General features: G+C 34.3%; 12 protein-coding genes, 2 tRNA genes and 2 pseudogenes. 9 read left to right on the top strand and 7 right to left on the bottom strand.

Annotated elements, in window-relative coordinates:
- Window positions 1-102: 102 nt before the first annotated feature.
- The 3 genes and pseudogenes from KA828_RS13335 to KA828_RS06140 form a co-directional block, all read left to right on the top strand.
- Window positions 103-243 (top strand): annotated as a pseudogene (locus KA828_RS13335) (phage holin); the annotation flags it as partial.
- An 8-nt stretch (window positions 244-251) separates the two neighbouring features.
- Window positions 252-1,700: an N-acetylmuramoyl-L-alanine amidase gene (locus KA828_RS06145; RefSeq protein ID WP_210125746.1), complete on the top strand. Its 1,449-nt coding sequence runs from the start codon at window positions 252-254 to the stop codon at window positions 1,698-1,700.
- 439 nt (window positions 1,701-2,139) lie between these two features.
- A pseudogene (locus KA828_RS06140) lies at window positions 2,140-2,267 on the top strand (hypothetical protein).
- A 484-nt stretch (window positions 2,268-2,751) separates the two neighbouring features.
- Here the strand turns inward: KA828_RS06140 and KA828_RS06135 are convergent.
- The 3 genes from KA828_RS06135 to KA828_RS06125 form a co-directional block, all read right to left on the bottom strand.
- Window positions 2,752-2,840 (bottom strand) — tRNA-Ser (locus KA828_RS06135).
- A 3-nt stretch (window positions 2,841-2,843) separates the two neighbouring features.
- A tRNA-Asn gene (locus KA828_RS06130) sits at window positions 2,844-2,918 on the bottom strand.
- 152 nt (window positions 2,919-3,070) lie between these two features.
- Entirely contained in the window at window positions 3,071-3,655 is a 585-nt protein-coding gene (locus tag KA828_RS06125; RefSeq protein ID WP_053029105.1) for a competence protein ComK, read from the bottom strand.
- A gap of 214 nt (window positions 3,656-3,869) precedes the next feature.
- Between KA828_RS06125 and KA828_RS06120 the strand changes: the two genes are divergently transcribed.
- Window positions 3,870-4,088 carry an IDEAL domain-containing protein gene (locus tag KA828_RS06120; RefSeq protein WP_075109046.1) on the top strand — a complete coding sequence of 73 codons (219 nt, stop codon included), beginning with the start codon at window positions 3,870-3,872 and terminating at the stop codon, window positions 4,086-4,088.
- A gap of 78 nt (window positions 4,089-4,166) precedes the next feature.
- Here the strand turns inward: KA828_RS06120 and KA828_RS13135 are convergent, their stop codons facing one another.
- Entirely contained in the window at window positions 4,167-4,268 is a 102-nt protein-coding gene (locus KA828_RS13135; RefSeq protein ID WP_231119772.1) for an SAR1012 family small protein, read from the bottom strand.
- 89 nt (window positions 4,269-4,357) lie between these two features.
- Window positions 4,358-4,582: an NINE protein gene (locus KA828_RS06115; protein WP_210125744.1), complete on the bottom strand. Its 225-nt coding sequence runs from the start codon at window positions 4,580-4,582 to the stop codon at window positions 4,358-4,360.
- Window positions 4,583-4,766: 184 nt separating this feature from the next.
- On the opposite strand from KA828_RS06115, the gene KA828_RS06110 reads away from it, so the two are divergent.
- A complete protein-coding gene (locus KA828_RS06110; RefSeq protein ID WP_075109045.1) occupies window positions 4,767-5,321 on the top strand; it encodes a GNAT family N-acetyltransferase in 555 nt (184 codons plus the stop codon).
- Window positions 5,322-5,426: 105 nt separating this feature from the next.
- On the opposite strand, the gene KA828_RS06105 is transcribed toward KA828_RS06110, so the two are convergent.
- Complete coding sequence (locus KA828_RS06105; protein ID WP_193839546.1) at window positions 5,427-6,365, bottom strand: 1,4-dihydroxy-2-naphthoate polyprenyltransferase; 939 nt, start codon at window positions 6,363-6,365, stop codon at window positions 5,427-5,429.
- A 179-nt stretch (window positions 6,366-6,544) separates the two neighbouring features.
- On the opposite strand from KA828_RS06105, the gene KA828_RS06100 reads away from it, so the two are divergent.
- Genes KA828_RS06100 through menB form a run of 4 tightly spaced genes read left to right on the top strand, consistent with a single transcriptional unit; the run spans window position 6,545 to window position 11,173 of the window.
- Window positions 6,545-7,912, top strand: a complete 1,368-nt coding sequence (locus tag KA828_RS06100; protein WP_075109043.1) for an isochorismate synthase — start codon at window positions 6,545-6,547, stop codon at window positions 7,910-7,912.
- On the top strand, window positions 7,902-9,572 hold the full coding sequence (menD, locus tag KA828_RS06095; RefSeq protein WP_210125742.1) for a 2-succinyl-5-enolpyruvyl-6-hydroxy-3-cyclohexene-1-carboxylic-acid synthase: 1,671 nt from the start codon (window positions 7,902-7,904) through the stop codon (window positions 9,570-9,572). The genes KA828_RS06100 and menD overlap by 11 nt, the downstream gene beginning before the upstream one ends.
- On the top strand, window positions 9,559-10,362 hold the full coding sequence (gene menH / locus KA828_RS06090) for a 2-succinyl-6-hydroxy-2,4-cyclohexadiene-1-carboxylate synthase (RefSeq protein ID WP_210125740.1): 804 nt from the start codon (window positions 9,559-9,561) through the stop codon (window positions 10,360-10,362). Before menD ends, menH begins: the two co-directional genes overlap by 14 nt.
- The gene (menB, locus tag KA828_RS06085) at window positions 10,355-11,173 is read left to right on the top strand and encodes a 1,4-dihydroxy-2-naphthoyl-CoA synthase (protein ID WP_053029113.1); all 819 of its coding nucleotides are present in this window, start codon (window positions 10,355-10,357) and stop codon (window positions 11,171-11,173) included. The genes menH and menB overlap by 8 nt, the downstream gene beginning before the upstream one ends.
- Before the next feature lie 108 nt (window positions 11,174-11,281).
- Here menB and KA828_RS06080 read toward each other — a convergent pair whose 3' ends face one another.
- The gene (locus KA828_RS06080) at window positions 11,282-12,442 is read right to left on the bottom strand and encodes an aminotransferase class I/II-fold pyridoxal phosphate-dependent enzyme (protein ID WP_193839541.1); all 1,161 of its coding nucleotides are present in this window, start codon (window positions 12,440-12,442) and stop codon (window positions 11,282-11,284) included.
- Window positions 12,443-12,475 lie beyond the last annotated feature (33 nt).

The following is a 12,475-nucleotide window of genomic DNA, read 5'->3' as shown; positions in this document are numbered from 1 at the left end:
AACTTCGCGACTATTTGCCTCAACAACAAAAAAAGAGATTAAACAACCTAAGGTTGCTTAATCTCAATATTAGGACTCATCAGTCCGATTTGACGTAGAGCCAATCCAACTACTAAAGAAGGTAAGTGGGCAAATCAAAAATTAAAGAAATACAAAGCAGAAAAGAAATATCGCAAAGCAACAGGACAAGCGCCAGTTAAGAATGAAGATATACAACCTACAAATTTAGATGAGTTGGGTTAGGTGATAGTATGTTAATGACAAAAAAACAAGCTGAAAAGTGGCTTGATAATTCGGAAGGAAAGCAATACAACCCAGATTTAAGTTATGGTTTCCAATGCTACGATTATGTAAATGCCTTTTTTATGGCTGTTACAGGCGAAAGGTTGTATGGCTTGTATGCTAAAAATATCCCATTCGATAATGCAAACACGATTAAAAAGTACGGTAAATCAATCAAAAACTACGACAGTTTCTTGCCACAAAAGTTAGATATTGTTGTATTCCCTGGTAAATATGGGAGTGGTGCCGGACACGTTGCAGTCGTTACAAGAGCAACTCTTACACAGTTTGAATGTTTAGAACAGAATTGGGATGGTCAGGGTTGGACTAATGGCGTAATAAGTCCAGGTTGGGGCCCAGAGAAAGTTACAAGACGTTGGCATTACTATGACGACCCTATGTATTTTATCCGTTTAGATTTTCCAACTAAAATTAGTGCAGGTACTAAAGCGAAACAAATTATTAAAAATACGAAAACGTCAACAAAAACAAAACCTAAAAAAATTATGATTGTTGCCGGTCATGGTTATAGCGACCCAGGTGCAGTAGGTAATGGAACAAATGAACGCGATTTCATTCGTAAAAACATCACACCACAAGTTGCTAAATACTTACGTCAATCAGGGCATGAAGTTGCATTATATGGTGGCAGTAAACAATCACAAGATATGTATCAAGACACGGCTTATGGTGTACGTGTAGGTAATAAAAAAGATTACGGCATGTATTGGGTTAATAAACAAAAATATGATTTAATTGCAGAGTTCCATTTAGATGCGGCAGGTGCTAGTGCAAGTGGTGGCCATGTAATCATATCTAGTGCTTTTAATGCAGATAGTATTGATAAAAGTATACAAGATGTGATTAAAAACAACTTAGGTCAAATTAGAGGTATTACTAAACGTAATGATCTACTCAATGCAAATGTGTCGGCAGAGATTAACATGAATTACCGATTAACGGAATTAGGCTTTATCACTAACACATCGGATATGAATTGGATTAAAAAGAACCATGATTTATATGCAAAATTAATCGCAGGTGCTATTCATGGTAAGCCAATAGGCGGTGTCGTCGCTAGTAAGCAAAAAGCTACTCACAAAAAAGATGATGTTGTAGCAGTACCTAAAGGCTATAAACTAAATGATAAAGGCGTTCCATACAAAAAAGAAAAAGGGCACTATACTGTTTCTACTATTAAAGGTAACAACGTTAGAACCGCCCACAATACAAAAGCTAAAATCACAGGTGTATTAAAAAATGGCGAAAGCATTATTTATGACGGGGCATTTGCAGTTAATGGTTATCGTTGGATAACCTACTTAAACAAAGATTTAAAACGTCGCTATATTGCGACAGGCGAAATTGATAAAAAGGGAAATAGAACAAGTAGTTACGGAAAGTTTACTAAGGTATAACTTTAACGAAAGCAATAACCTTGTAAAAGTTTATACATGTTAGTACAATATACTCATAAACCATTTCACTATTAGTTCGTAAGGGATAAGCATAACGGTGCTTGTCCCTCTTTTTTATGTTATAATGAATGTGATTAAAGCAAAGTATTGAGATGACAATTAGCTACTGTCTTAGGTCTAAAGTTGGAACGGCTACTCAATTGTTTGTGATTAATTGTTAACCGTATCTTAATAGGTACGGTTATTTTTTTATGCGTAAAATCACACGGAAGATATTTATTTAAATAAAAAACGTTATCTGAAAACACAGGTATGGGTTCAGATAACGCATAGAAAATTAAATAATTATAGAAAAGGTGATTTTCTTGTTCAACATAAATATAAGGATGAACTCCAAAAGTGAGTATATCAAAATATTTACGTAAATGAAACCGAAAAAATAAGAAATACAATAAAAACACTTCTGGAACATCACTATTGGCAGCACTGATAGTTCCGGAAGTGTTAAAACAACTTAGGAAATGGCATCTCGGTTACCAAGACCGAAAACCAAATAACAAAGGATGATTTTTTCGGAGCCTTAGGGGGGTCTCCGTGTTCTTGAAGTATATAACAAATTATGGAGGTTTTCAATTATGACAGGACAAATGTATTTATCGATTATAAAAATAGCGCTATCTGAAAACTTTACAGAGAGATCAGATAGCGCCGAGAAGTAATGTCGCAGAAAGGAGTTATATATCCATCAATAATTTTATCGATGAACTAGATATAACCATAACAGATAATACCCAGAAAAGAAATAGCAAAGCTTAATCATTTTCAATCTACCCCAGAGATACTAAAAAGTAAAAAACGAAACGTCTCTAACCCTAGAGCGACAAGCGATTGAAGAGATAAACCGACAACAAAACCGACAACATTGAGCAATATTCAGTAAGTTGTCGACTTCGTTGTCGGCTTAGATTTAAAACTATTTTAAACTATATAAAGAAAACCCCGTAATAACGGGGTTTTTAGTCTCTATTTTATACTATTTAAAGGTAACAAACGGAAACGGAGGGATTCGAACCCTCGCGCCGCTCTCGCGACCTACACCCTTAGCAGGGGCGCCTCTTCAGCCAACTTGAGTACGTTTCCATATGGCTCCGCAGGTAGGATTCGAACCTACGACCGATCGGTTAACAGCCGATAGCTCTACCACTGAGCTACTGCGGATTAATATGTATTTATATAATGTATCTCTATGAGCACAAATATTATTATATCAATAAACTTAAAATTTGCAAGGGATTATATTCAAAAAATATACGGAACATTTACACTATATTAATATAAAAGTTCCGTATGATTTAAAATTAAACGTGAAACTAGTTATCTTGCAATAGTGAATAATGTGAAAGTGCTTCGAAAATATTTAAAGTTGTTTTTTCATAATCAATTGGCATTTCTGGATTATTTGATTTCATACGTGATTGTTTATCAACCATGTAATAATAGAATATGCAGTTAGAGTATTGGTGCCAAATGCTGTGATAGGATACATTCAGTGTTAACGTTTGGTGATTTGCGAAGATGATTTTACATTTTCGATTTTTGAGAGGTTTGATTTCATGAACATAATGCATATTGATCCACATGTTTTCTTCTAAACGGTCTGAATGGGTTGGGAAAAAGTACGTAGGGAATAGAGGGGTCAATAAGATAGGCGGTTTGCTAGTAATACCAGCAATACGTTGCGTTTCGGATTTTTTACTAATATAACTGTTTCCATAAAACTTACATGACCGCTCGACAATCTTTTGTGTTTTAAATGGACTCGTTACAATTGAGGAATCATACTTTAATATTTCTGATCCTTTAGTTTGCTCATAGGCATCAATAACTGGTTTGATGACCATGTCGCCTTTCCGAATAATATATACGGTATTTTGGGTTTGAGAAATTTTTGTCATCTCTTAACCTCCTTAAAATAAAGTTATTATTAAGCGCTAAAAATACAACGATTAATAATATAAATTTATTATATAAAATTTTTATATGTTGTCAAGATATTCATTACATATAAAATTACACATATTTTTTTGTGAAAAGTCAGAATATTCGATTGATTTAAAAAATAAAAACTTGTATACTATCCTTATACAAAAAAGAAAGGCAGTGATTGCAATGAATTACAACACGAATGTCAAACATACGACGTTAGAAGACTTTGTTACTACAGTTAATGATTTAGGCGTAGAGCTGGTCATTGAAGAGGCCCTTCGCCAAGGAAGAAAAAAACAACTATTAAAGTTGATTGATGAAGCACTTATTAATAAGAATGAAGAAGCATTTATCAATTATACGAATGAATATAAAAATCTGGAGGCATTTCTCAATGAGTAAATTAGGATCCTGTCACTCATCATTATAAAAGGTCTATTCACTACTTAATTATAGTTAGCGAATAGACCTTTTTTATTTCTATTTTTGTCCACCGTTTGATTTACCCTCAATTTTATTACGAATCCACTTTACTAAGTAGCCTGTTATCACAATTCGAATGACACGTTTAATGATATTCATATTAACTTGCTCCTTTTTTAAATTGTTTAGTTGAGTTTACCCGTTCTACACATAATTAAAGATATTATCTATAATTATTTATTAAAAAGTTATGGATGTCGCTTATTTGGTATATAAATATAGCCATATTGATCTGCTTTAGTTGTGAAGATGACAATAATCCCATGAATAATAGAAATGATAGTAGGAATTGTAGTCCAGAAGAAAACTAAATGAAAGACGCCTTGCCATACTTTATCTGCATAAAATTTATGAATACCGACACCGCCTAAAAATAAAGAACATAATACATATAATGTTTTATTAACTCTCATAATAATGATGCCTCCTTAAATTTATATTTTAAGCATTTCAAAAATTAAATCAAATAATACTCAGATATTAGATAATGTATTTATAATCAAAATTTCAATGCTTCAATTTATTGCAATTAATTTATTATTATTTGTAAATTTTATATAATATAGTTAATACACTAATCGAAAGGGGAATTAACTTATGATACGAAAAGCACGTCCGAGCGATAGTAAGTCAATTGCAGAATTATGTTACATTATTTGGAAAGATATGGAACTTGATATTGTCCAAGAAATTTCCAGAGAAAGAGTTATTCAAGCTATTGAAGAGAGTATCGTTAATATTAATTATAGAACGAATTATAATAATATCTGGGTATATGAGCAAGACGACGAAGTGGCAGGTTGCATCATTGCCTATGAGGGCTCTAAAGAATTAGAGTTAGAAGCAGCATGGAATGAATTACCATTAGAGGATGACATAAAAGCACTTGGAACGCCATTGCCATTGAAAGAATCGAAGGATGATGAATGGTATATTGAAGCTGTTGCTACTTTTTCAAAGTTTAGAGGACAGGGTATTGCAACGAAACTGTTTAATTATTTAATAGCAACGTATCCAGATACAAAGTGGAGTTTAAGTTGCGACTATGATAATCCGAGAGCTAAGAAATTGTATGAACGATTGGGCTTTAAATGGACTGAAGATGTGGAATTATATGGTCATCAATATTTACACATGGTTTATTCAGCATAAAGTAAAAAAATAGAACGGAGGAGACAGAAATTAGAAATCATTTCAAAGTCTCGACCTCCGTCCTATTTTGCTTGTATCAACATTTAAAATGTCACAAGTGATATATTATATACCACCTAATAAAGCACTGATATATATGCCTAATGCGTATAATACACCGAAGATTGTATTTGTTTTTCCAGTTGCAGCCATCGCAGGCATCATACTTGCAGGTGTGTCATTCTTCTTGAAGCGACGGATCGCTTTGACTGGCATAGGAAATGATAGCAGTACAAGTAAATAAAATAGTGAACCGCCATCTACAAATAGCGCAGTATAAATAACGAACACATATGCAACGATATACATAATTGCCATAAATGTAATTGAAGCGTTCTTACCTAATAGGATTGGTAATGTTTTACGACCACTCGCTTGGTCTTTAACTCTATCGCGAATATTATTAGCCATGTTAATTAAGCCAATTGTAATAACAATCGGAATACTAATCCAAACTACAAAGCCATTAACATTGCCAGTTTGAATAAAGAACGCTAATAAAATAATAATCATGCCCATAAACAATCCAGAAAATAGTTCACCGAATGGTGTCCAAGAAATAGGCATTGGGCCACCAGTATATAAATAACCAATTGCCATACAAACGATGCCTACTGGAATAATCCAAAATGAACTATTAGCTGCTAAAATGATACCGAGAAATGCAGCGATGATATAAAAAGCAATTGCTAGATTCATGACAAGTTTTGGACTCATACCGTTTCTTACGATAGCACCACCGATACCAACGGAAGTGTGATCGTCTAAACCTTTTTTAAAGTCATAATACTCGTTAAACATGTTCGTTGCAGCTTGAATAAGTAAACAAGCAATTAACATTGCAAGAAATAACATGAATTTAATGTGATCTTGACTACCTAATAAAAAAAGTTTAGCAGTTGCTGTACCAACTAATACAGGTACAACAGCAGCAGTTAAAGTATGAGGTCGCATCAAATGCCAATATTTTCTAACAGTAGAATATTGTTGATATTGATTTGCCATAATTTAATCTACCTCTTATAGTATATAGTTTTAACATATGTATTTTAAAGGAATCATAAATAAAGGTCAATTGGCGTGAAATATTTCTCTAGAAGATTAAGCAATTATGCCACTATAAATAGTTAAAAATGATACAATATTGTAATGAGAAAAAATAGATAATGAAAGAAGTGAAATGAATGGCTGCGAATATAAAGGAAGATGACATTATTGAGTCAATATATGAAAGTAACAAAAGCTGGGTATCTGTTGAAGTGAAAATTGATAGAGCACTTGCGCCTGACGAGTTGTTCAATTTGACAGAAGCACAAGCAGGGGATCGCTTTTATTTTCGCTTAAATGATAATGCGTCTTCGTTTTTCGGCTATCATGCTGTTCAAAGGTTCAAAAATAACTTTGATAACAAGCAATCGATCTTTCGTGAGTGGGAAAAATTTAAAAAAGATGTTGAATTAGTTCACCCAGATATAGAAAAGCATCATTTAAAAGTCATTGGAGGATTTCAATTCTCTAGCCATAAGTCTGATGATGAGTGGCGAGAATTTGGCATCAATCATTTTGTAGTGCCTCAAGTACTTATTTCGAATATTAATCAGACTACTTACCTGACTTATACAGTGGAAAGAGCCAATTTTGATATTGAAGCATTCAAAGAGGTAGTCGCTTTCTTTGAAGAGGCGCACATTGGACAAGATGATCAAGATGAAACATTAGGAAATATCTTACGAATGGAAGATATTTACGTTGATGAGTGGAAAGAACTGGTTAGAGATGCGATTGCTCAGCTTGATGAAACTAAAAAAATTGTGCTTGCAAGACGTCGTATGATCAAATTTGATAAGCCAATTAGTATACCTTACGTGCTTAATCGCGCACTACAAAATGAAAAAAATAGCTATTTATTTATTTTAGAGTCCAACCAATCTGTATTCTTTTCACAAACACCAGAACAACTTCTTAAGGTAGAAGATGGTGTTTTATCTACGAAAGCAGTAGCTGGTACGATTAAACGATCTAACGACACTGAAGAAGATGAAAAAAATATACAAGCATTTTTAAAGGATAAAAAGAATTTAGGTGAACATGATTTTGTAGTTAGAAGTATTCTAGATGATATCACACCTTACGTTGATCATATTGAATATAATCATACACCGAATATTTTAAAAAATGACCATTTATATCATTTATATACGCAAATACAAGGTCAGTTAAAAAACAATTCATTTATTGGGTTAATAGACGACATGCATCCTACACCAGCGTTAGGTGGCTATCCTAAAGATGAAGCACTCAAATTTATTGAAGAAAATGAGTTTGGAACGCGTGGTTTATATGGTGCACCGGTTGGCTATATTGACATGAATGATGATTGTGAGTTTATTGTAGCCATACGCTCAATGTTAATGAAACAAAATCAAACGACGTTATTTGCAGGTTGCGGAATTGTAAAAGATTCTGATCCAGATAGCGAATTAGCTGAAACAGCGGTTAAATTTTCACCAATGATGAATGCTTTAGGAGTAGTGGATAAGAATGAATCATAACGAAGCATTAACTAAACAAGTATATACCTTTGCATCTGAGTTATATGTCTATGGTGTACGAGAAGTAGTCATTAGTCCCGGCTCAAGATCTACACCACTAGCAATTGCGTTTGAGGCACATCCCAACATTAAGACTTGGGTACACCCAGACGAACGTAGTGCGGCATTTTTTGCTTTAGGTTTAATAAAAGGGAGCGAACGACCTGTAGCGATTTTATGTACTTCAGGTACTGCAGCAGCGAATTATACGCCAGCAATTGCCGAGAGCCAAATCAGTCGTATACCTTTAATCGTGTTAACAAGTGATCGTCCTCATGAATTAAGAAGTGTAGGCGCACCTCAAGCGATTAATCAAGTGAATATGTTTGCAAATTATGTTAATTTTCAGTTTGATATGCCTGTCGCTGATGGTACTGAATACATGTTAGATGCCATTTATTACCAAATGCAGATTGCAAGCCAATATTTATATGGTCCTCATAGAGGTCCAATTCACTTTAACTTACCATTTAGAGAGCCATTAACGCCTAATCTTGAAAGACAAGAATGGTTGACGTCTTATACTAAAAAGTTACCGCATTATCAAAAAAATATTAATGTTCAAGATATCAGTCATATTTTAAAAGAGAAAAAAGGATTGATTATTGTCGGTGACATGCAACATCAAGCCGTCGATCAAATTCTTACATATGCAACGGTGCACGATTTACCTATACTTGCTGACCCATTGAGTCAGTTACGTAAGTATAATCATCCTAATGTGATAACGACGTATGACTTATATTTTCGTGCAGGGCTTGATTTAGATGTTGATTTTGTTATTAGAGTTGGGAAACCAGTTATCTCTAAAAAGTTAAATCAATGGCTTAAACATACGAATGCCTATCAAATACTTGTTCAAAATAATGACAAGATAGATGTTTTTCCAACACCACCTAGTGTGTCTTATGAAATATCTGCAAATGATTTCTTCAGAAACCTTATTGAAGAATCAGCAGTTGAACGTAACGATTGGATAGAAATGTGGCGAACACTTGAATCTCAAGCGAGACATCATATCGATAAACATATGTCACATGCGACTGATGAAGCGGCATTTGTAAAAACAGTCATTGATAAACTGACTAAAGAAGATGCTATTTTTGTAAGTAATAGTATGCCAGTTCGTGACGTAGATAATTTACTTTACAATAGTGAAGTTGAAGTATACGCAAATCGTGGCGCAAATGGTATTGATGGTGTTGTGTCTACAGCTGTTGGCATGGCTGTACATAAGAAAATAACGTTATTGATAGGTGACTTAGCGTTTTATCATGATATGAACGGTCTTTTAATGGCAAAAATTAACAACATTCATTTAAATATTGTATTGCTAAACAATGATGGTGGCGGTATATTCTCATATCTTCCACAGAAGGCGTCTGCAGAAGCTTATTTTGAAAGATTGTTTGGCACGCCAACTGGATTGAATTTTGAATATACAGCGCTACTTTATGATTTTTCATTCAAACGCTTTAATTCGGTAGCAGATTTCACTCATGAAAAGCTGTCACACATGCATTCACATATTTATGAGTTGGTAACGAATAGAGATGACAATATGTCGCAACATCAAATTCTATATAAGAAATTGAGTGGTATTCTGAATGTTACATTATAACTTTTATCAGTCAAAACAAGAGACAAATCAATTATTAGTACTTCTACATGGCTTTATAAGTGATAGTCGTACGTTTGATGCGCACGTGGATCCATTGTTACAAGAGGTTAATGTGTTAACTGTTGATTTACCAGGCCATGGCCAAGATCATTCCTCAATGGATGTAACATGGGATTTTCCATTTCTTGCGAAGCAATTGGATGAAATATTAGATATGTATGAATCTTATAAAGTCACGTTATTAGGCTATTCAATGGGTGGTAGGGTAGCACTATACTATGCACTGTATGGTAAACACGCAATTAACAAATTGATTCTTGAAAGTAGTTCACCAGGAATTAGAGAAGAAAATAATCGTTATGAGCGACAACAAATAGATGCTGCTAGAGCGAAAGTGTTAGAAATAGCAGGATTAGAAGTCTTTGTAAATGATTGGGAAAAATTACCGCTATTCTATACACAACAACATTTGGATAAAGCGCAAAAGACAGCTATGCGTGACATGCGTATGGCTCAAGACCCTTATAAATTGGCAAAGGCATTACGTGATTACGGTACAGGGCATATGCCTAACCTATGGGATCAAATCAGTCGAATTCAAATACCGTGCTTTATATTAACAGGTGAATTAGACCAAAAATTTGTGAAGACTGGACAAGCTATGAACAAAGATATGCGCTATAGCCAAGTCCATACCTTTTCCAATGTAGGTCATACAATTCATGTGGAAGATAAAGCGGAATTTGATACAATGGTATTAGGTTTTTTAAAGGAGGAGCAAAATGACTAGACAGTGGGAAACACTTAGAGAATATGATGAAATAAAATATGAATTTTATGAAGGTATTGCGAAAGTAACAATTAATCGTCCAGAAGTGAGAAATGCTTTTACACCAAAAACGGTTGCTGAGATGATTGATGCTTTCAGTCGTGCACGTGATGATCAAAATATTTCTGTAATCATCTTAACTGGCGAAGGTGACAAAGCCTTTTGTTCAGGCGGTGACCAAAAGAAACGTGGGCATGGTGGCTATGTAGGTGAAGACCAAATTCCTCGTTTAAATGTATTAGATTTACAACGTTTAATCCGTGTCATTCCTAAACCAGTAATCGCAATGGTTAGAGGTTATGCCATCGGTGGTGGTAACGTATTAAATGTAGTATGTGACTTAACAATCGCTGCTGACAATGCTATTTTCGGACAAACAGGTCCTAAAGTAGGTTCATTTGATGCTGGTTATGGTTCTGGCTACTTAGCAAGAATCGTTGGCCATAAAAAAGCGCGTGAAATTTGGTACTTATGTCGCCAATACAATGCACAAGAAGCTTTAGACATGGGCTTAGTTAATACAGTTGTACCATTAGACCAAGTTGAAGATGAAACGGTTAAATGGTGTAAAGATATTATGAAACATTCTCCAACAGCTTTACGTTTCTTAAAAGCTGCTATGAATGCTGATACGGATGGCTTAGCTGGCTTACAACAAATGGCTGGAGATGCTACATTACTTTACTATACTACGGATGAAGCGAAAGAAGGTCGTGACGCGTTTAAAGAAAAACGTGATCCAGACTTCGATCAATTCCCTAAATTCCCATAAACCGGTTAATGATAATACAACTATAAATATAATTAAAGGACACTTGTATAGTGATAAACTGATAAACAGTTTAATCGCTATTAACAAGTGTCCTTTTAAATTAAGGTATCAATTATAATATTTTTTTAAAAATAATTCTAATCGACGCATACCTTCTTTCAAGACATCCATATCGTAAGCATAAGAAATGCGGATATAACCTTTACCCATATCGGTAAATGAAGACCCAGGCACCATTGCTACGTGGGCTTCTTCAAGCACTTTTACGCAAAAGTCAAAATCATTAGACGTAAACTGTCGAATACTTGGGAATATATAGAACGCACCTTCTGGTTGAGCATCAAGTTCAAAACCTAATTCTGTTAGTTTACTGACCAGATAGTCACGACGCTCGATATAGGCTTGGTTCATATATTGAGGTGCATCTAATCCTTCATTGAGTGCGGCAATGCAAGCAATTTGTGAAGGGACATTTGCACAAATGCAATTATAGGCATGCATAAATGTTAGCTTTTCAATTAAATATTCAGGCCCTAGTAAGAAGCCGATACGAATACCTGTAGCAGAATGAGATTTACTCAAACCACCAATAAGTAAAAGCTGATCGCGTATCTCTTCAAATTCTGCAAAGGAAACATGTTTACCTTTAAATGTATTTTCCGCATAAATTTCATCACTAATAATAAAAATTTCTTTATCTTTTAAATAATTTACAATGCTTTTAACTTCATTACGATCTAATATGACGCCCGTAGGATTCGTAGGGTAGTTCAACAAAATTGCTTTTGTCTTATCAGAGTAGTGTTGAGCAATTAATTCAGGCGTGATTTTAAATTCTGACTTTGTTGTATCTATATATACAGGGTGCCCACCTAAAGTCTCTACTAATGGAATATAACCAGCGTAAATAGGCCCTGGAATTAATATTTCGTCACCAGGTTCGATAATACTACGTAATGAAGTATCAAGTGCTTCACTTGCACCATTCGTAACAATAATTTCTTCTTCACTATAATAGAAACCGTATTTATTGTTGAAATAGTTACGAATTGCCTGACGTGTTTCAGGTAATCCTTTATTATGTGAGTAACTCGTTTTATCTTCTTGTATTGCAGTGATATAGGCCGCTTTCACCACCTCTGGCATAGGAAAGTCGGGTTGACCAATCGTTAAATTGACGCAATCATCAATATCCTTCATACGATTAGAGAACTGACGAATACTTGGTGCCCTTAAAAATTTAGCATTTGAATTTAAAGTTAATTTCATTTTTACACCTCAAAAAACCAAATTATAGTAACC

It is taken from the genome of Staphylococcus sp. GDY8P85P, assembly GCF_017892405.1.
Classification (GTDB): domain Bacteria; phylum Bacillota; class Bacilli; order Staphylococcales; family Staphylococcaceae; genus Staphylococcus; species Staphylococcus borealis.
This window is presented reverse-complemented; position numbering and strand designations above follow the sequence as displayed.